The organism is Flavobacterium franklandianum, assembly GCF_007097365.1.
Taxonomy (GTDB): Bacteria; Bacteroidota; Bacteroidia; order Flavobacteriales; family Flavobacteriaceae; genus Flavobacterium; species Flavobacterium franklandianum.
The window spans coordinates 13,797-34,420 of record NZ_VJZR01000004.1 but is presented as its reverse complement, the minus strand read 5'-3'; the positions used below and the strand labels follow the sequence as shown (position 1 = coordinate 34,420).

Below are 20,624 nucleotides of genomic sequence, written 5' to 3'. Positions count from 1 at the left end.
CACTAAGGCTATAATGTAATATTTGATTATTTTTGCCAAAATTTATATGTAAGTTTGACACATCAAAAAACAAGCCATATTTTTACAAAAATAGCATTAAAACCTTTGAATACAAACTTATTTAATATCGTTTTATTATCAATTTTCCTAACAATAGGAACTTGTAAAATATATTCACAAGATATATCAAAAAAAACGAAATCGATTCCCGTAAATAATAAAAAAAACAGCCCGATTTCTAGCGCTGAAAGCAAAAATGAATCGACTACACTTTTAACAACTACAGATACCATCAAAAAAGATAGTATTCAACCGAAAGCACTTCTTGAGGGACAAATAAAATACAAGGCTACTGATTATGTAAAAATTGAGCAAAAGAAAAAGCTAATTACTTTATACAATAATGCTGAACTTTACTATCAAGATACCGAATTGAAAGCAGGAATCATCGTTTTGAACTATGAAACAAACGAAGTTCTTGCTGGACGAATAAAAGATTCTCTTGGAAAACCATCTCAATACCCAAACTTCAAACAGAGCGAAAATGTCATTGAACCCGATTCGATTCGTTTTAATTTTAAATCAAAAAAAGCATTGATTTGGAATTCCAGAACAGATCAAGGTGAATTCAAAGTCAAAGCCGTATTAACAAAAAAAGAAAATGATTCGGTATATTTCTTAAAAGGAGCGCGTTTTACAACATCTAAAGACATAGACAATCCAGAATATTACTTCCAAACTAGTAAAGTAAAAATCATTCCTGGAAAAAAAGTCGTTACTGGATTAACCAATTTGGTGATTGCCAATGTGCCTACTCCTATAGCTTTACCATTTGCTTTTTTCCCGATGAGTAAGGAAACTAGCGTTTCTGGACTTCTTTTACCAAGCTACAACGATTCGAATAATAGAGGTTTTTCATTGCAAAATGGCGGTTATTATTTTGCACTTAGCGACAATTATGATTTAACGGTTTTGGGCGATTATTACACTAACGGAAGTTATGCGATGCGATTTGAATCCAGTTATGCCAAACGATATAGTTATAGAGGAAACTTAAACTTTAGATTTGAAAATTTAATTAATAGCGAAAGAGGCTATCCTGATTATTCAAAACAAAGCATTTACAATTTGCAATGGTCTCACTCGAAGGATTCTAAGGGAAGTCCCAATTCAAGTTTTTCTGCTTCGGTGAATATGGGTAGCAGCAAATATTTTCAACAATCTATAAATCAGTCGAATGTAGGTTCAAATTTAAATAATACTTTGAGTTCTTCGGTTTCTTATAGTAAAACATTTCTGGGAACAATAGGTTCGCGTTTATCTTTGAGTGCGACACATTCGCAAAACACTCAAACTTCTGAAATTAATATGACGTTACCAGATTTACAATACAGTGTAGATCGAATATACCCTTTTGTGGGCAAAGACGGAATGAAAAAAGGGTTTTTCAAAAACATCAATTTACTTTATAACTTAGTAGGGAAAAACAGTTTTGTCACCTCTGATTCCTTGTTTTTTTCTAAAGAAATGTTTGACAATGCTAAGTTGGGTGTTCAACATAGTATTCCTTTAAGTACCAATTTCAAACTATTCAAACATTTTAGTGCTTCGGCTGCAATGAATTATAACGAAGTTTGGACTATAAAAACCATTAACCGTTTTTATAACAAAGATCAAAGCACAGTAACAGACCAAACCATCAATGGCTTTGATTCTTTCAGAACTTACAATTTCTCCAGTAGTTTAGGAACCACGATTTATGGGACATTCAATTTCAAACCCGATAAAAAAATAAAATCCATACGACACGTGATGCGACCTTCTCTTTCTTATGGTTACACACCCAGTTTCGAAAAATATTTCGATACCTATGCTACCGATGCCAGCGGAACGATGACTAAAGATTATACTCGATTCGAAGGTGGCATTTTTGGGGCTCCAGGAAATTCTAATTCTAATATTGTTGGGTTTGATTTGAGCAATACATTCGAAGCTAAAATAACAGACCCAGACAGCACAAAAGTAGAAGCAAAAAAAATAATGCTTCTTAATAATTTGAATTTCTCTACAAGTTATAACGTCAATGCTGATGGAAAAACGACATTTGGATGGGCTCCAGTTCGTGTAAGCGGCGGAACACAACTATTTAAAGATAAGCTAAATATGAATTTTGGCGCTACCTTAGATCCTTATGCAATTGACAATTCCGGGGCTACAATTAATGTCTATAACATCAATAATGGTGGAAGTTTGTTTAGAATGACAAGTGCCAATATGACTTTAAATTATTCGATTTCTAGCAAAGATTCTGACAAAGAAAAGGAAGATGAAAACAAACAAGGTCAAAGAAATGGGGGGCGTGATGATGATTTATTTGGACGAAATACAGTAGATAACGTAAGAGGAAATAGCCAATTTGACGATGAAGACACAGAAGGAACAGATGAAATCAGCGAGTTTTTTGCGTCAAAACTGCCTTGGGATATGACATTCGCCTATTCACTTACGTATAGCAATAACAACAGACAAAGCCAAATTTCAGGAAATTCTATAATGGTTTCGGCCAATGCCGATTTGACACCAAAGTGGAAAGTTGGAGCCTCAACTGGATATGATTTTGTTCAAAATGGAGTAACTTACACCCAACTTCGTTTTGAAAGGGATTTGTTGAGCTGGCGAATGGATTTTAACTGGCAACCTTTTGGCAATCAAGCCAACTGGAGCTTCTTTATTGGAATAAAATCGGGGATTTTGAGTGATATAAAATACGATAAACGAAGCGCTAGTAATAGATAATTGGGCTCTACTTGCTTTTGTGTAAAAAGTCAAAGCAATTAAAGTATAAATTTACAAACATTTTAAACCATTAAGATATTTTAAGATTTATTAAGAAAGACTGTAAAGCTTAATTACTTAATTACCTAAATGGTTAAAAAAAAAGACTTAATGTTCGCAACATTTCTAGTAGAATCATTTCAATTAAATCATTAACATATAATCCTTATTTTTATGAAAAAAATAATCTTTACCGAAAATGCTCCAGCACCAATTGGGCCATACAATCAGGCGGTTCTGAAAGGAAATACGCTTTATACTTCTGGACAAATCGCTATAAATCCAGCAAATGGAGAATTAGTTACATCCAATATTGAAGACGAAACCAAACAAGTGATGGAAAACATGAAAGCAGTTCTCGAAGCGGCTGGAATGACCTTTGAAAACGTGGTAAAATCAACGATATTCATAATGAATATGGGAGATTTCGGAACAATAAACACCATTTATGGTTCTTATTTCGACGAAAAAACCGCTCCAGCTCGCGAAACGGTTCAGGTGGCAGGTTTGCCAAAAAATGTAAATGTAGAAATCTCTATGATTGCTATTCTTTAGCGATAGCATTCAAAAATAATTATGCCGAAGCTTCATTTGTAGCCAATGGCACGTTGTGAACATCACAAACGCGCACTAACATGCTCACATCCGATTCGTGTGCGTGGCTCGATAAAGGGTCTTTAAAAAACAAGACCATTTTTGTTTTGCCTTCAGCCACTCTACCCGCAATTTGGGCATCGCCTCCTTGGGGCCCAGAGAGCATTTTTTTTACTTTAAAACCCACACTTTCAGCTTTGGAACCTGTTGTTCCAGTAGCAATAATTTTAATATCTTCTCGCAGCAAAATGGTTTTGTTCTTGTTCAAAAACTGAACCATATCGGCTTTTTTTCCATCGTGAGCAATAATCGCTATTTCCATTTTGTTAGATTAAAAAAAACCTGATAACAAAAGCATCAGGTTTTAGTATTTTATTTATTTGAAATGTGATAGGCTATTAATCCATCTATTGGTCGTCGCAATACATTTCCTAGCTTCATTTCGTATTTGTCAAACATTATTTGCAATTCATCTTTGAGATAAAAAGCTATGGAACCTACAAAATGAACCGGAACTTCTTTGCAGTTATCGTATTGTCTGATGTAGTTTTTTATAAAAGATTTCATCCCTTTGAAAATGATTTTTTTACAAAATTCATGGTCTTTATTTTGAATAAGAAACTTTGCAAAAGTGGCCAAATACGCATTAGGATTTGGTTCTTTGTATAATTTATTTTTTACAAAATCAGGCTCTAAATCGTATTCTTTTTCAAATTCTACTACTAATTCTTTTGGCATTTTATTGAAATAATATTTACGAATTAATTCTTTTCCAAAAAAATTACCACTGCAATCATCCATCACAATGTAGCCCAATGATTGCACTTTTTGATGCAATGCTTTTCCATCAAAAAAACTACAATTTGAACCCGTTCCAAGAATACTAACAATGGCTTGTTCCCCTTTTGGAGTAGTAGCAAAAACGGCTGCATAGGTATCTTCTTGAACATCTACGATTGCGTTTTTAAAATATTTTTGAAAAGCTTGAGAAAGCATAATTTTCATTCTATCCGTTCCACAACCTGCACCATAAAAGAAAAGGTGTGTGGCTTTATCTTTATTTTGCAGAATATCAAATTTATCATTTAATCGCTCAATAATTTCATCTTCATCAAGAATTTCAGGATTCAAACCTAAAGTTCGTGTGGTAAACAATATTTTTCCCTCTTCATCAATTGCAATCCAATCGGCTTTTGTAGAGCCACTATCAACTAATAATCTCATCTTTAAAAAAATTTTAGATTTCAGATTTTAGCTCGATAGCTACCGGGACTAAAAGCTAAAAAATGGTTATTGGGTTAGGTAAAAAAATCCCGCTAAAATGAATCTAACGGGATTTCTTTTTGTAAATATAATTATTTTAAACTTGTGATATGAACCGCAAGGTCAATTAATTTGCTTGAATAACCATATTCGTTATCATACCAAGAAACCAATTTGAAGAAAGTGGAGTTTAAACCAATTCCTGCAGTTGAGTCAATGATAGAAGTTCTTTTGTCAGAAATAAAATCCTGAGAAACAACAGCATCTTCAGTGAATCCCATAATTCCTTTCATTGTAGTTTCAGAAGCTAATTTTAAGGCAGCCATGATTTCTTCATAAGAAGTTTCTTTAGCCACTTTTACTGTTAAATCTACCACAGAAACGTCAACAGTAGGAACACGGAAAGACATACCAGTTAATTTTCCATTCAAATCAGGAATCACTTTTCCAACTGCTTTTGCAGCACCTGTAGATGAAGGAATGATGTTTACGCTTGCAGCACGTCCGCCTCTCCAGTCTTTTCTAGAAGGACCATCAGCTGTCATTTGAGTTGAAGTTGTAGCGTGAACTGTAGTCATCAAAGCCTCCACAATTCCAAAATTATCGTGGATAACTTTAGCCAAAGGAGCTAAACAGTTTGTAGTACAAGAAGCATTAGAAACAACAAGATCAGAAGCTTTTGCAGTTTCGTGATTTACTCCCATTACAAACATAGGTGCATCTGCAGATGGAGCAGAAATAATTACTTTCTTAGCACCACCTTTGATGTGTGCGTTCGCCGTTTCGATAGTAGTAAAAATACCTGTACACTCAGCAACTACATCAACTCCTACTTCGTCCCATTTTAAATTAGCGGGTTCTCTTTCGGCAGTAATTCTAATATTTTTTCCGTTTATGAATAATTTCCCTTCTTTTACTTCAACAGTTCCATTGAAACGACCGTGAACAGAATCATATTTTAATAAGTATGCTAAGTGATCTACATCTAATAAATCGTTAATTGCTACTACTTCTACATTTTCTCTATTAAAAGATTCTCTAAATACGATTCTTCCAATTCTACCGAATCCATTGATTCCTAATTTTACTTTTGACATTTTTTGTTTGCTTTGGGCTTAAAGGTCCTACTTTAAGCAGATTAATTATTTATTTAATTTATTGTTATTTGGCGTAAGCCATACATTTATACTGACATAATTTCAGAAACTCGAAGTAATTCTCTATCAATTACTGATTCTCCTTTTATGGCTTGCAATAATGGAGTAAGTGTTACTTTGTCAGAAAGCATTCCTACCATAAAATTTGATTTTCCTTCTAACAAGCTTTCTACCGCTTTCACTCCCAGTCTACTGGCGAGAACTCTATCAAAACAAGATGGTGCACCACCACGTTGCATATGTCCTAAAACCGAAACACGAATTTCATATTCTGGCAAATTGGCTTCAACATAATCTTTTAATTCGAATACATTTTTACCAATCTTGTCTCCCTCGGCAATGACAACAATACTAGATGATTTTCCAGCTGCTTTACTTTTCTTTAATGATTCTAGTAATCTTTCTAATCCTAATTCTTCTTCTGGAATCAGCACTTCTTCAGCTCCTCCTCCAATTCCTGCATTTAATGCGATGTGACCTGCGTCACGCCCCATAACTTCCACAAAGAATAAACGGTTGTGTGAACTTGCTGTATCGCGAATTTTATCAATACATTCTACAACAGTATTTAAGGCTGTATCGTATCCTAAAGTATGGCTTGTTCCGAAAATATCATTGTCAATTGTACCAGGAATTCCCATTACTGGAAAGTTGAATTCTTTATTAAAAATTTCTGCACCTGTAAAACTTCCGTCACCACCTATAACTACTAAGGCATCAATTCCAGCATTAACGAGTTGGTCATGAGCTTTTTTACGACCTTCAACTGTCATAAACTCTTTTGAACGAGCTGATTTTAAAATTGTTCCTCCTTTATTTATAATATTATGAACTGTTCGTGGTCCCATTGGTATAAAGTCACCTTCAATCATTCCTTGGTAACCTCTATAAATTCCTGCACATTCTATATTGTGATAAGCACAAGTTCTTACTACTGATCTTATAGCAGCATTCATCCCAGGTGAATCTCCTCCTGAAGTTAGCACACCTACTTTTTTTATTGTTTTTGACATCATTTAAGTATTAAAAGCGTAAATTTAATAAACATTCAGCAAATTTGGCGGTATGTTTTTAATAAATTAGTAAAACCCAGCAAATTCAAACGTTATCGTTGATAAGTTGCTTAAATATTGCAATAAAAATGATATTTACTTGCGTAAGTGAAGCTTTAATATGCTATTAAATTTATTTTAAAGAAAATTTCAGATTGAATTTAGTCTTCTTCAGGAACTCTTCCCTCTGTGTTAGGATATAACGTTTTCGAATTGGGGTTATTCGATTTCGATGAATCCTTTTTTTCTGGAGCAACATTAGAATCATCAATAACGGCAGATTCTACTACTTTTTTTATTTTTTTATTTCTAAACTTATCAATTATTTCTTTAAATGTATCAAAATCAACCTCATAAGAAATACCAACTCCTTGAGTATAACCAACTCCTTCACCGATGTAACTAATGTCATTTTCTCTATTAAAAAAACGTAGATTCACAGTTCCATCTTCATTTACACGATATAAAATTTCAACATCACCTACTACTGCAGTCTGTGAAATCCCGCCAAATGGAACTCCAACTTTTCCATTAATGGTAATTCTTTCGTTTATTTTAGAAGATATTGAGGCTACAAATCTACCATCGGTTTCTTTTCCAGTAGTTCTATCTGCACCAATGATATCAATATTAACCTGAAATTTTTCGTCGTTAGAATGTATCATACTTGTTAACAAACTGGAAGCCGTTTCGTAAGCACTCTGAGATAGCGCCGATTGACTTACTCCTTCAGAACTTAAAAAACTTCCCGTAGATAATAAATAAAGTGCTTGAGTTTGTCGTACTTCTTTGTCACTTAATTTATATTCGATTTCGGATTTCATCACGTTACTAACCGTTGGAAATTCAAAATTAAAGTCAGGTTCAGGACTGGTCAAATCGCCTCGAACACCAATAACGACGTTGACATCTATTTTTTTATTATATGATGAATTTTCTAGTAAAACAGATGGATTTGCTGATGTTTTATAAATGGCTTCAAGGTTCAAACGAGCTCTCATCGGGTTTCCTTCCCAAGAAATATACCCTCCTTTTTTGACTATAAATTTCTTATCTATTAAGCCTCCGTATTTAAAGTTATAAGTTCCTTCATAGGCTTGAAAATCACCCCACATATTGAATTTTCCTAATGTATTGATTTTGAAAAGCAGTGTTCCGTTTCCTTTTCCTTTCATTCCGTGACCTGTATTTCGGTCTAGAATAACCTCTACTTCAGCATCTGGCGTAATATCTAAATCGAACTCCAATTCAAGCCCTTTGTAATTTCTGGAATTATCAACAATTCCTTTTTGAAAATTAAACTTTTCTTTGACAGTCAAAAAATGCAAAAAATCATTATTGCTCACACTTTCGGAATTATTAATAGGTATTTTTAAGGAGGAGCCTTTTTCAGATTTTGCATCAACCTTAATAAATATTGAGTTTGTTGGCCCCTTGATTGTCGCTACACCATCTATAAATGCAACACCATAATACGCTGCGTCTTCAGAATCTTGTGTGTCTAGCACCAATAATCTTTGAGAATTAATGGTTAAATCCAATTTCCAATCAGAAAAATTACGATGTTCAACACTTCCGTTTAAATTCCCTTTTGTACCAAATTTAGTATCGGTAAGTACATCATTTTTAAACAAAAACTTCTCATCCGTCAAATCAACAACGGTTCTTTTATTTAAGGCATAATCAACATTTAAATAAGGGATTTTTAGTCCTGCATCATCTACATAAAGTCGCCCATTGATTTCGGGCTTTTTGAGATTTCCCGCAATACTAGCATTTCCAGAAGCAAAGCCTCTAATGTTCGAAATCACATCACCTCCAAGCGGTCCTAAAATTCCTAAATTGAATTTATCAAGCTTTAATTGTAAATCAAGAATGGTGTTTTTGCCTACAATTTCAAAGTTCCCATCGACACTGAAAGACTCCAAATTTTCATTTTCGATAGATGAATTTACAGCAAATTTCCTAAATGTTTCATCACCTGTAATATCAAAATTCAAATTACCCAAATTCGTATTATTAATATTCAAACTCTCAATTTGAATTGATGCTGTAGGCTGAAAAATGGATTTATCTTGTTTATAATTGATGATGGCATCTAAATTTCCATTGATGACAAACTTTGGATCTGCGGGGGTAATTTGGTTTATATCAACATTTTTAAAACTTAATTTTAAATCCTTGTATGTTTTACCCTTTATATCACCCATAAAAGTGATTTCTTGGTTTTGGTGAGTTAGAATAATGTTGTCAAAATTGAAATTTGTAAAAGATTTATCAAAAACAATTTGATTATTAGGCGTTTCTTTTTCGTTCAAAAACCACAAATAATCCTTGAGTTTTATCTCGGATTTATGTATTCCAACTACATTATTGTTGTCTTTATTTATAGTATGATACAAATTCAGATTGAAATAATCTTGACCTCGTGTACCGCCTTTAAACTCCGATCGAAAGAATAGAGTGTCTTTCATAGTCACATTTATCAAACTAAAATCTTGAATTTTATAAAACTTTGTTTTTATGCTATCCAATTCAATGAAAGCATTATAAAGCGGATTTTTATTATCAATTTTTACTCTAATATTATCGAATGTGTTCGTAGATGCGGTAACTTTTGGTGAATTGAAATTGAACTTAAATTCTTGATTATCTGAGTTGATATTTCCCTTAACAAGGGTATTTGTTGCTATCGAAATTTGAGGATAAAAGATTTCGATTATTTTATTATAAATGGCAAAATTAAATTTCAGAAACTGCCCTTTTTTAACTTTTTCAGGTTTAAAATTAGCATAAAGACTTCCCAGCGAATTCATCACTAATTTCTCCAACTGATTGAATTGAAATTTCCCTACAATTTCACCTTCAATAATATCATGAGAATTTACCTTTATGGTTCTCACAGCGTATTGGTCAAAAGTAGAATTGATATAAAAATCATCAAAAGAATAAGTTGCTTTTGTATTTTGATAGGTCGTTTTATTTATAAAAACATCCCCGGTAAGATTGTCGATTGTATTGCCAGACAAATTCACGATAACATCTCCTTGGAATATGGAAATACTATCTTTCATGAAATTTAATTTTTTTAGGTCGGCATTTTCTACATTAATATGAAAATCATATCGGCTATTCTTTTTACTCAAATCTACCAATCCGTCAAAATTCATTTTCAAATTTGGATCATTCGCTTTAACTTGACCTTTATAAAGACCTCTAATAAAATTACCATTCAAATCTAAATTACTATAGGTATAATTGTTATAGTTTATTTGAGCAACACTTCCTTTTACAGAAGTATTCAATGATTTTTTAGAAAAACCTTGACCCTCAATATCAAGATTCAAACTTGCTTTTCCTAAGTCTTTTCTATCGATAAATGTCCCAATATCAAAATTATCTAAGACAACATTTCCTGCATAGGTAGCTTCATCTGATAAATTCATGTTATCAATAACTAAATTTGATTTTACATTCCCTATTTGTGAGGCCAATACAAAACTGGCATCTAGAGAAGTTGTAGTAACCTGAGCATTTCCCACTAAATTGATGGTGCCCAATTTTTTCAAAATAACAGGTAGCGTTTTACCTAAAACATTGGGCAAAATAGTAACCAAATCATCGTAACTAGTAGAAAGTTTGGCAAACCTACCATTCATATAAAATTCTTTTCCTTTGCTTGGAAAAAAATTTTTGAAATTGATTGTACCTATGATTTGAGATTTCTTAGAATCGATTAATCTTAAATTTGATAAAACAAGATTATTCAATGGGCCTTTAATTCTTCCCTTGATTTTGAAAAGCTGATTTTTCCCTAATTCATTATAAAAACTGCGAATATCATTAGAGGCCAAAGCCGCATTTTCCAGTTTAATATCAAACTGAACTTTATCTGTAAAATGAGCAAAATCTTCAATTTCATAATTCATCACCACCGAACCTTTTAGATTGGATTCTTTGGTAACTAATTCAAGATTTTCAAGTTTAATATGTTTCTGAGTATAACTGAATTTTGTACTTATATCTTCTATAAATATGCCTCGATGATCCTGAAACGATAAGGAATTGATAGTGGTAGTCACCTCAGGTCCATATATTTTCAAAGCAGTAGCCGCTAGATTAATCTTTGTAAAATCAACATCTTTTGGATTGGCTCTATTCTCGTCAATAAGACTGTAATGACCGTTAGTGATTTTTACTTTGGTGGCTGTTAATAGAAATTTTTTGTTTGAAGGTGGAGCATTCGAATTAAATGCAGCTACAAATTTATCAAGATTGGAGTGTTTTTCCTTTTTGTAAGTTTTCATATTGAAATACAAACTATCTAATGCAATATCCCCAAAAACCAAATCGCCATCGGCTATTTTACTCCAGTCTAAAATATTGGTTTTTATTCGGTTAGCCGAGATCAAAGTATCTTTATGATGATCTAGAATCAAAACATTTTTTAGCTTCATTCCACCAAAAACCGTCAAAGAAACTTCCTCAACATTGATACTTATCTTGTATTTTTCGTTGAGCGTATTCGTTACATAATTCCCAATTTTAGTTTGAACAAATGGTACCGTCAATGCAATACCTAGTAACAGAACTAGCAGAATGAGTGCAAGAATCGTACGAAATACTATTTTAATGATTTTTTTGATACCTATTTGTGGTTTAAATTTATTCTGAATTTTTATTTTGCACAACGAAAGAAAGCAATTTTAGATAAAAATTCTTTAATTTTGGCTCCTCCGTAAAGTATATATTACGGATTGTCAAATATAATTCAAAATTTGTGCCTTTTTATGCAAAATTCCGAGGTTTTTATTCTTGCTATCGAAAGTTCTTGTGATGACACTGCTGCAGCGGTTTTGCACAACGACAAAGTACTGTCGAACGTAGTAGCTAACCAATTGATACATAGTCAATACGGAGGTGTTGTTCCAGAATTGGCTTCTCGTGCACACCAACAAAATATTGTTCCAGTCATTGATGCTGCTTTACGTAAAGCAAATATAACAAAAGAACAATTATCCGCAATTGCATTCACACAAGGTCCCGGATTAATGGGTTCATTGCTAGTAGGAAGTTCATTTGCAAAGTCATTGTCTTTGGCTTTAAACATTCCTTTGATTGCCGTAAATCATATGCAAGCCCATATTTTGGCTCATTTCATTGACGAAGATGGATTTGACAAACCTACATTTCCTTTTTTGGCTTTGACCATTTCTGGTGGACATACTCAAATCGTGAAAGTTAACGACTTTTTTGATATGGAAATTATTGGCGAAACCACCGATGATGCTGTTGGGGAAGCGTTTGATAAAAGCGCCAAAATACTAGGACTTCCCTATCCTGGCGGACCATTGGTTGATAAATATGCCCAACTCGGAAATCCGAAAGCTTTTGCCTTTACCAAACCAAAAGTTCCCGGTTTAGACTTCAGTTTCTCGGGATTGAAAACAGCTATTTTGTATTTTATCCAAAAGAAAAAATTAGAAAACCCCAATTTTGTTGAAGAAAACCTCAATGATATTTGCGCATCCATCCAACATACGATTATCGAAATTTTGATGGACAAATTAAAATTGGCCGTAAAAGAAACTGGAATCAAACAAATCGCCATTGGTGGAGGTGTTTCTGCCAATTCTGGAATTCGAAATACTTTGAAAGAAACCGAAAATAAATACGGTTGGAAAACCTACATTCCAAAATTTGAATACACCACCGATAATGCTGCAATGATTGGAATTGTAGGTTATCAAAAGTTTTTATCCCAAAATTTCGAAACTTCTTCCGTTGTTTCTAAAGCAAGAATTCAATTCTAAACTATGCAATTATTTTATAATCCAACGATTGACGAAACCACTGAAAATTTTTCTTTTGACAAAGAAGAAAGCAAGCATATTATAAAAGTATTACGGAAAAAAGACACTGATATTTTATACGTGACTAATGGTCTAGGCTTATTATTCAAAACTGAAATCACTCTAGCTTCAGACAATAAATGCACGGTAAAAATTCTTACGGTCGAAAAAACGGAGCCTTCAAAATTTCAATTGCATCTGGCTGTTGCCCCGACCAAAATGAATGACCGTTACGAATGGTTTCTAGAAAAAGCCACCGAGATTGGTATTCACGAAATCACGCCAATTATTTGTGATCGCTCAGAACGAAAAGTGGTAAATAGAGAACGTTTTGAGAAAATTTTGTTGACTGCAATGAAACAATCCAATGTTTTATTTCTTCCAAAACTCAATGAAGCTATTAGTTTCAAAGAATTTATAAAACTTAAAAATAATGGATTACAACTCATAGCTCATTGCGAGGAAACCGATAAAAAAACACTAAAATCAGTTTTAAAACCCAACGAAAATGTTACTTTGCTCATTGGTCCCGAAGGCGATTTTACTGAAAAAGAAATAGCATTGGCACTCGAAAACAACTATGTTCCGGTATCTTTGGGAAACACTAGATTAAGAACCGAAACAGCTGCTATTGTGGCTTGTCATAGTGTTGTTTTTTTTAATGAATAACAGCTCGTCAGTTCGAGTGTTTAATTAAAAATGCGATAGCTTTTTTAAATGAATAACAGCTCGTCAGTTCGAGTGTTTAATTAAAAATGCGATAGCTTTTTTTAATTAAATGTATCGAGAACCCTAACAATGAAGCTTCTCGATACAATTTTGAAGAGTAAAGCTATCGCATTACAATTCAAAATCACTCGAAGTGACGAATGAATTCTTAAATAATCGACATTGAATAATGATTGAAGATAAACTAATTTAGATTTCAGAAGTTTATGAAAAATCTTTTTATAAGTTTGATTTTATTGTGTTGCACTACTCTATTTTCCCAAGAAATTGCCTTGGTAAAATACAGTGGTGGCGGCGATTGGTATGCAAATCCTACATCTTTACCCAATTTGATAAAATATTGCAACGCCAATATTAACACAAAGATAAAATTAAAACCAGCCACTGTAACTCCCAGCAGTCCTGACTTGTTTTCCTATCCGTTTGTGCATATGACCGGGCACGGAAATGTTGTTTTTAGCGATGCCGATGTCAGTAATCTAAGGAATTATTTGACTTCGGGTGGTTTTCTACATATAGATGACAATTACGGAATGAATGAATACATCCGAAAAGAAATTAAGAAAATTTTTCCTAATACTGATTTGGTCGAAATTCCTGCTAATCATCTCATTTTTCAAAAACCTTATTTATTTGCGAGTGGATTACCCAAAATTCACGAACACGATGGAAAACGCCCTCAAGCTTTTGGCGTTTTTGTCGAAAATAGATTAGTATTGCTTTATACTTTTGAATGTGATCTGGGAGATGGCTGGGAAGATGCCGAGGTTAATAACGATCCTATAGAAGTTCGTGAGAAAGCTTTAAAAATGGGAGCCAACATTTTGAATTACATTTTTAATAATTGATTTCATTTTTAAAATTTTAAACAATCTATATTAAATTTGAAGAAGACAGAAACTACAAACAAATAGTATGCTTTTTTGTGAAATTATTTGTTGTTTTAATAAATTTGTTATACAATTGTAAATAATTAATTCAAATCATTAAATATTTAACATTTGATACTGTGAAAAAAATTCTTTTATCCGCAGCAGTAATCCTGATGCTTTTCTCTTGTCAAAACGACTCAACAGATTTAGCCGATTCAACAAAAAATGCTAGTGCGCGTCGTCATTGTGCCTCACAAGAGGTTCTCGAAGAACTATTGGCCGCCGATCCTACTTTAGCCATTAGAATGAATAAAATTGAAGCTTTTACACAAAAAAGAACTTCAAATCCTAATTTCAGATTAGTAAATGGAAAAATTGTAATTCCAGTTGTTGTCAATGTTTTGTACAGAACAGTGGCCGAAAACATTTCTGATGCTCAAATACAATCACAAATTGATGTTTTAAACAAAGATTTTACTGCCACAAACCCTGATTTTGCGAATGTTCCTGCTGAATGGTCTGGGATAAAAGCTAATGTTGATATTACATTTGAATTGGTAAAAATTAATCGCAAAGCCACGACTAAAACATCTTGGGGAACCAGGGATGCTATGAAAAGCACAAAAAAAGGAGGCTTAGATCCTACAACACCTTCTACTACATTAAACTTTTGGGTTTGTACCATTGGAGGAGGAATTTTGGGTTATGCACAATTTCCAGGTGGTTCATCGGCTACTGACGGAGTTGTTTGTGATTCACAATATGTTGGCGTAACACCTAACTCTGGTGCATCTTACCCCTATAATTTAGGAAGAACCGCAACTCATGAAGTAGGTCACTGGATGAATTTACGACATATCTGGGGAGACGCTTCTTGCGGAAATGACCTAGTTGCAGATACACCTGTTGCCAATACTTCAAACTTCGGAGTACCTACATATCCTTACGTAAGCACATGTTTACCAGCCCATAACGAAATGACGATGAATTATATGGACTACACAGACGATAGAGGAATGTATCTGTTTACAAACGGACAAAAATCAAGAATGTCTGCTATATTTGTTTCTGGCGGCGCTAGATCTGCATTTGGAATATAATTTTTTTAGTGTTATAAATATGAAACTCGCTACTTGTTAGCGAGTTTTTTTTTATCTTTAACCTCAAAAAAATCAAAAATGATTACATCAAAAATTATTGGAAACGGAATTTTAAGAGCCATAGGCTTTATAGTTTTAACCACAATATCCATATCTTTTATTTATCTAATTCAATCGGTTATAATCTATCTCGTAGTGGCTTTGATACTTACTTTAATAGGAAATCCAATTCTTGATTTCTTCAAAAGAAGATTAAAATTCAAACACACCTTGGCAACAATTGCTACACTTTCCATTTTTATCCTTTTCATTGCTGGCTTTGTACTGATGTTTATTCCTTTGATTTCTGCACAAGGACAAAATTTATCATTACTTAAATCAGCTGAAATTGAAGAAAACATAACCGAATTATCAGACCAAGCGATCACTTTTCTAGAAAGTCATAATATTGATTCTGAAGAAATGCTTAAAGAAGCCAATGTGACTTCTAAATTAAATTTCAATTTTATTCCCAATTTTTTAAATAGCGTATTAGGTACAATTGGAAGTTTTGGTATGGGATTAGCCTCCGTTTTATTTATTACTTTTTTCTTTCTTAAAGACCGATTACTTTTCATTGTTGGAGCAAAAAAATTGATTCCTGACACACACGAAGAACAAATATTGAATTCGGTTCACAAAATAAATTATTTACTTTCTCGCTATTTCATTGGATTATTGCTTCAATTATTTATAGTTTTTATTTTATATGTAATTGTGTTATCTATTTTTGGCATTCCCAATCTATTAATAATTGCCTTTTTATGTGCTGTTTTGAATATTGTACCTTACATTGGACCGTTAATAGCATCGATTTTAGCAGCTATTTTGACAATGTTGAGCAATTTAGGCTCTGATTTTCAAACCGTAATTTTACCCACTACAATCTATGTTTTAATAGGCTTTTGGATTGTTCAAGTGATTGACAACAACTTATCACAACCTCTAATTTTTTCCAAAAGTGTTAGTTCACATCCTCTCGAAATCTTCCTAGTTATCCTGATTGCTGGGTTTCTATCCGGTATTTTAGGAATGATTATCGCTGTACCGTTATACACTATTATGAAAGTAATTGGGAAAGAATTTTTTCCAGAAAACAAAGTAATTCAGCTACTTACTAAAAACATTTGATTTTGGATTTAAAGCTATTGAATTCTGAAATTCAAGAATTTATCAATTCGTCTATTGATAAAACTATTACTAAATTGGCTTTGCAAAAAAATCCATTTCCTGTAATGGAGTGGGTTTCTATTTTAAATCAAATTGAGGCTAAAACCAAATCGAAAGAGAAATTACCCCATTGGTTTGCTACCAAAAACATCATTTATCCCAGCAAAATTTCTGTTGAACAAACCTCATCCGAAAAAACTGCTTCCTATAAATCCGAAATTGTTTCTGGCGAAAGTCTCATTGATTTAACTGGAGGTTTTGGTGTTGACGATTTTTATTTTGCAAAAAAAATAAACAAGGTAACTCATTGCGAAATAAACCCTGAACTTTCCAATATCGTTAAACACAATTTCGAGCAACTCAATGTAAAAAACATAAGATGTCTTTCAGGAGATAGCTTAGAGATTTTGTCGCAATTAAAGGCTGAATACGATTGGATTTACATTGACCCTTCCAGAAGAAGTGATGCCAAAGGCAAAGTTTTTATGCTCAAAGATTGTTTGCCCAATGTTCCTGAACATCTCGATTTTTTATTTAATTCTTCGGATAGAATTCTAATAAAAACAGCACCTCTCCTCGATATTTCGGCTGGATTATCCGAACTAAAAAACGTAAAATCGATACATATTATAGCTCTAGAAAATGAAGTCAAGGAATTATTATGGGAATTACACAAAAATTATTTTGGAAAAACAATCCTGAAAACTATTAACATAGTCAAGGAAAAAAGAGATACTTTCGAGTTTGTATTCAATGAAAATTCCGAAAATCCTGAATATGGTTTGCCAGCGAATTATTTATATGAACCCAACAGTGCGATAATGAAATCAGGCGGATTTGATGAAATTGGCATATTTTATAAACTCAAAAAACTCCATAAACATTCGCATTTATATACTAATTCTGAAATTATCGCCTTTCCTGGAAGAATTTTCGAAATTGATAATACCATTGAATATCACAAAAAAGAGATGAAAATTTTTCTAGAAGGAAAACAATTCAATATCACCACCCGAAATTTTCCAGAAACGGTAGATAGCATTCGCAAAAAATGGAAAATAAAAGAAGGTGGAAAACAATATTGTTTCTTTACAACTGATGAAAATGACAATAAAATAGTTTTAATTTGCAAAAAAATTAAATAAAAATGAAACAAGTAGCTTTAGCCTTTTTCTTCTTGATAAGCAGCAATTTATTTGCCCAAAAAACATGTGAATACAGTACAAATATTACTGATTCTATTGGAACCTATAAATTGACCAAAGAATATATGATTTATGAGAAAAATTTTGCTGGAAACAAAAATTACATCTTCCTTTCTTTAGCTTTGACTGATGGAACTCCTACTTTGAATGTTCAGTTTATTCAAAAAAGTAAAGACTTTATAAAAGCGAATTGTTTTGACAAAAATTCAAAATTATTTTTTCAATTGAATAACGGAAAAATCATAACCTTAATCCACATCGACCAAGAAAATTGTGGCACAATGATCAGAGATAACGAGGGATTCGACAACAGAATTCTTGTTGGAAATTTTATGTTTTTAAAAGGTTCTTTCGAAGATTTGAAAAGTTCTCCTGCCAATTTAATGCGAATTAAATATTTGACCGATTTAGATGATTATGTTGTCCGAAAAGAATTTACCGCTGAAATGGACAACCAAGTTTACCAACCTGAAAATTATTTTATCAACTTTTTGCATTGCGTTGAGTAATTAATCACACTTCCATTTGGCATTAGAAACTTTATCATTTAATGCCGATTTCAAATTATAATGCCACCATTCCGAATCTAATGAGTTAAAACCATTTACAATCATTATGGATTTCAATAATTCTCTATTAGATTTTATTTCTTGCGAAAGATTTTGATAATTATGCCCCGCTTCAATACCAAAAAAGTCGAAAGTTGTTCCCATATCGAGCGTTACTCCTTTAGTATCTACTAAAGTTATATCGACAGCTCCTCCTCGATTATGAATAGAACCTTTGCTCGGATTTGCTACATACTCGGGATTTGGAACAATTTTCCACATTCTTTTTTGAATATCCAAAGGGCGATAACAATCGAATATCTTGATTTTGTAGCCTTTTTTCATAAATTCGGAATTGGCATTTAGCATTGCTTTTACGGTTTTTAAACGCAAAAAACATTCGGCGCAATCATACACTTTCGCCTTTAAAAAATTATCTGAACTGGCGTATTTCATATCATACACAAAATCTTTGCTGTAATCTTTTAAATTCACAAATGTGGTGTCATTTACGATTGCCTCCTTTTTCTCATCGGTAGTTACTGTTTGCGATTTGCAGGAAAACAATCTCAGAATCGCACAAAAAAGAAAAACGGATTTGATATGGAAAGTCATAACTTTTTATTTTGGATAAAAATAGAAAAAATCTATCTTGTTTTACTGGATTAAATGTTTAAAGTTAGAATCAATTTAGTATTAAAAAAATAACCCCAAAGTAGTACTTCGGGGTTATGATTAATAAAAAAATAAATAAAATTACAAATCTGTAATAGGACTGTATTTAGGCACTAATGATTTCATTACAATCCAACCTATTAAGTAACAAACGGAACAAATGGAGAAAATAATAAAATATCCTGCTTCAATACCTTCAAAGCCCATAAATGCCATATTTGTTTCTTTGGTGTAATCAAACAACAATCCAGAGCCTTTGTTGATAATTGTAGCGCCTAAACCCCCAGCTAAACCCCCAATTCCAGTGATTGTAGCAATAGCTTTTTTAGGAAACATATCTCCAACCGTAGTGAAAATATTTGCTGACCAAGCTTGATGAGCTGCTCCTGCTATTCCAATAATAATTACGGGTAACCAATAGCTGATATGCCCTAAGGGTTGTGCCACCAATGCCAGCAATGGGAAAAAAGCAAAAATCAACATCGATCTCATTCTTCCCTCATACGGATTCATTCCTTTCTTTTCAACAAAATAAGTGGGCAACCAGCCTCCAATGATAGAAAGTAAGGTAATCATATAAAGAACAAATAAAGGAAAAGCAGCCTCTGTAGAATCCATTCCGTAAACTGAGCTTAAATAAGCAGGTGTCCAAAACAAGAAAAACCACCAAACACCATCTGTCATAAACTTGCCAAAAGCAAAAGCCCACGTTTGTTTGTATCTAAAACAATCTCTAAAAGTTACTTTAGTAGTAGTTTCTGGCACATAACCTACTAATTTACTGTCGGCAACATCGTCTTGCTGGATATATTCTAGTTCAGCGGCACTAACTCTTTTATGATTTTCAGGCTTGTCATACATAAATACCCAAAAGCCCATCCATATAAAACCTAACGCACCAATAATAATAAATGCCATCTCCCATCCAAAAGCTTTAGCAATAAACGGAATAGATATTGGGGCAGCCAGTGCTCCAACAGTAGCGCCTGCATTGAAGATACTTGTAGAAAATGCCCTATCCTTTTTAGGAAAATATTCTGCAGTTGTTTTAATTGCGGCAGGGAAATTTCCTGCCTCACCCACTGCTAAAACAAAACGCGCAAAAATAAATAAAGTAACACTCACGTTAATAATTAATCCGGTATCTTTTACCGTACTAAGAGCTTCTTTTGCTCCTTCAAAACCAACAAACCAATCACCAGTTATTATACCAGCGGTTGCAATTCCACAAAAAGCGTGTAAACAAGCTCCTACAGACCATACTCCAATAGCCCAAAGAAATCCTTTTTTGGTATCCAACCAATCTACAAATTTCCCTGCAAATAATAAAGAAACCGCATAAAATATAGAAAATAAAGCCGTAATATTTCCATAATCATTGTTAGTCCAATGGAATTCAGGGGCAATAAAATCGCTCCAAGTTAAAGATAGTACTTGCCTATCTAAATAATTGATTGTCGTGGCAAAGAAGAGTAAACCACAAATAGTCCATCTGTAATTTCCAATTTTTTCGGTTGATTTAATCATTGATTT

Annotated in this window: 16 protein-coding genes; 9 read left to right on the top strand and 7 right to left on the bottom strand. The window is 33.0% G+C overall.

Going from position 1 to position 20,624, the window contains the following annotated elements:
* Positions 1 to 54: 54 nt before the first annotated feature.
* The gene (locus FNW17_RS06580; protein ID WP_144071212.1) at positions 55 to 2,796 is read left to right on the top strand and encodes a putative LPS assembly protein LptD; all 2,742 of its coding nucleotides are present in this window, start codon (positions 55 to 57) and stop codon (positions 2,794 to 2,796) included.
* 213 nt (positions 2,797 to 3,009) lie between these two features.
* Entirely contained in the window at positions 3,010 to 3,390 is a 381-nt protein-coding gene (locus FNW17_RS06575; protein ID WP_143391873.1) for a RidA family protein, read from the top strand.
* Positions 3,391 to 3,409: 19 nt separating this feature from the next.
* Here the strand turns inward: FNW17_RS06575 and FNW17_RS06570 are convergent, their stop codons facing one another.
* The 5 genes from FNW17_RS06570 to FNW17_RS06550 form a co-directional block, all read right to left on the bottom strand.
* Entirely contained in the window at positions 3,410 to 3,751 is a 342-nt protein-coding gene (locus FNW17_RS06570; RefSeq protein ID WP_144071211.1) for a methylglyoxal synthase, read from the bottom strand.
* A 50-nt stretch (positions 3,752 to 3,801) separates the two neighbouring features.
* Positions 3,802 to 4,653, bottom strand: coding sequence for an N-acetylglucosamine kinase (locus FNW17_RS06565; RefSeq protein ID WP_144071210.1), 852 nt, complete (start codon positions 4,651 to 4,653; stop codon positions 3,802 to 3,804).
* 131 nt (positions 4,654 to 4,784) lie between these two features.
* Positions 4,785 to 5,789 (bottom strand): type I glyceraldehyde-3-phosphate dehydrogenase, encoded by a 1,005-nt coding sequence (gene gap, locus FNW17_RS06560; RefSeq protein WP_143391983.1) that lies wholly within the window; start codon positions 5,787 to 5,789, stop codon positions 4,785 to 4,787.
* A gap of 86 nt (positions 5,790 to 5,875) precedes the next feature.
* Entirely contained in the window at positions 5,876 to 6,862 is a 987-nt protein-coding gene (pfkA, locus tag FNW17_RS06555) for a 6-phosphofructokinase (protein WP_144071209.1), read from the bottom strand.
* A 200-nt stretch (positions 6,863 to 7,062) separates the two neighbouring features.
* A complete protein-coding gene (locus FNW17_RS06550) occupies positions 7,063 to 11,472 on the bottom strand; it encodes a translocation/assembly module TamB domain-containing protein (protein WP_144071208.1) in 4,410 nt (1,469 codons plus the stop codon).
* 219 nt (positions 11,473 to 11,691) lie between these two features.
* Here FNW17_RS06550 and tsaD point away from each other — a divergent pair, with 219 nt between their 5' ends.
* From tsaD to FNW17_RS06515, 7 genes are all read left to right on the top strand, one after another.
* Positions 11,692 to 12,714 carry a tRNA (adenosine(37)-N6)-threonylcarbamoyltransferase complex transferase subunit TsaD gene (gene tsaD / locus FNW17_RS06545; RefSeq protein ID WP_143391980.1) on the top strand — a complete coding sequence of 341 codons (1,023 nt, stop codon included), beginning with the start codon at positions 11,692 to 11,694 and terminating at the stop codon, positions 12,712 to 12,714.
* Positions 12,715 to 12,717: 3 nt separating this feature from the next.
* Positions 12,718 to 13,422, top strand: coding sequence for a 16S rRNA (uracil(1498)-N(3))-methyltransferase (locus FNW17_RS06540; RefSeq protein ID WP_144071207.1), 705 nt, complete (start codon positions 12,718 to 12,720; stop codon positions 13,420 to 13,422).
* Positions 13,423 to 13,688: 266 nt separating this feature from the next.
* Positions 13,689 to 14,330: a DUF4159 domain-containing protein gene (locus tag FNW17_RS06535; RefSeq protein ID WP_144071206.1), complete on the top strand. Its 642-nt coding sequence runs from the start codon at positions 13,689 to 13,691 to the stop codon at positions 14,328 to 14,330.
* A 161-nt stretch (positions 14,331 to 14,491) separates the two neighbouring features.
* Positions 14,492 to 15,454: a zinc metalloprotease gene (locus tag FNW17_RS06530; RefSeq protein WP_144071205.1), complete on the top strand. Its 963-nt coding sequence runs from the start codon at positions 14,492 to 14,494 to the stop codon at positions 15,452 to 15,454.
* A gap of 78 nt (positions 15,455 to 15,532) precedes the next feature.
* On the top strand, positions 15,533 to 16,624 hold the full coding sequence (locus FNW17_RS06525) for an AI-2E family transporter (protein WP_144071204.1): 1,092 nt from the start codon (positions 15,533 to 15,535) through the stop codon (positions 16,622 to 16,624).
* 2 nt (positions 16,625 to 16,626) lie between these two features.
* Positions 16,627 to 17,808, top strand: a complete 1,182-nt coding sequence (locus FNW17_RS06520) for a THUMP-like domain-containing protein (RefSeq protein ID WP_144071203.1) — start codon at positions 16,627 to 16,629, stop codon at positions 17,806 to 17,808.
* Between the two features lie 2 nt (positions 17,809 to 17,810).
* Positions 17,811 to 18,377 carry a hypothetical protein gene (locus FNW17_RS06515; RefSeq protein ID WP_144071202.1) on the top strand — a complete coding sequence of 189 codons (567 nt, stop codon included), beginning with the start codon at positions 17,811 to 17,813 and terminating at the stop codon, positions 18,375 to 18,377.
* Here the strand turns inward: FNW17_RS06515 and FNW17_RS06510 are convergent, their stop codons facing one another.
* Entirely contained in the window at positions 18,378 to 19,031 is a 654-nt protein-coding gene (locus FNW17_RS06510) for a M15 family metallopeptidase (protein WP_144071201.1), read from the bottom strand.
* Between the two features lie 141 nt (positions 19,032 to 19,172).
* Positions 19,173 to 20,618, bottom strand: coding sequence for an MFS transporter (locus FNW17_RS06505; RefSeq protein WP_143391834.1), 1,446 nt, complete (start codon positions 20,616 to 20,618; stop codon positions 19,173 to 19,175).
* Positions 20,619 to 20,624 lie beyond the last annotated feature (6 nt).

Coding starts and splice junctions, on each gene's coding strand:
- FNW17_RS06575 (WP_143391873.1), top strand. CDS start 3,010: ATGAAAAAAATAATCTTTACCGAAAATGCTCCAGCACCAATTGGGCCA.
- FNW17_RS06510 (WP_144071201.1), bottom strand. CDS start 19,031: ATGACTTTCCATATCAAATCCGTTTTTCTTTTTTGTGCGATTCTGAGA.
- FNW17_RS06540 (WP_144071207.1), top strand. CDS start 12,718: ATGCAATTATTTTATAATCCAACGATTGACGAAACCACTGAAAATTTT.
- FNW17_RS06565 (WP_144071210.1), bottom strand. CDS start 4,653: ATGAGATTATTAGTTGATAGTGGCTCTACAAAAGCCGATTGGATTGCA.
- FNW17_RS06515 (WP_144071202.1), top strand. CDS start 17,811: ATGAAACAAGTAGCTTTAGCCTTTTTCTTCTTGATAAGCAGCAATTTA.
- tsaD (WP_143391980.1), top strand. CDS start 11,692: ATGCAAAATTCCGAGGTTTTTATTCTTGCTATCGAAAGTTCTTGTGAT.
- FNW17_RS06535 (WP_144071206.1), top strand. CDS start 13,689: ATGAAAAATCTTTTTATAAGTTTGATTTTATTGTGTTGCACTACTCTA.
- FNW17_RS06525 (WP_144071204.1), top strand. CDS start 15,533: ATGATTACATCAAAAATTATTGGAAACGGAATTTTAAGAGCCATAGGC.
- gap (WP_143391983.1), bottom strand. CDS start 5,789: ATGTCAAAAGTAAAATTAGGAATCAATGGATTCGGTAGAATTGGAAGA.
- pfkA (WP_144071209.1), bottom strand. CDS start 6,862: ATGTCAAAAACAATAAAAAAAGTAGGTGTGCTAACTTCAGGAGGAGAT.
- FNW17_RS06570 (WP_144071211.1), bottom strand. CDS start 3,751: ATGGAAATAGCGATTATTGCTCACGATGGAAAAAAAGCCGATATGGTT.
- FNW17_RS06505 (WP_143391834.1), bottom strand. CDS start 20,618: ATGATTAAATCAACCGAAAAAATTGGAAATTACAGATGGACTATTTGT.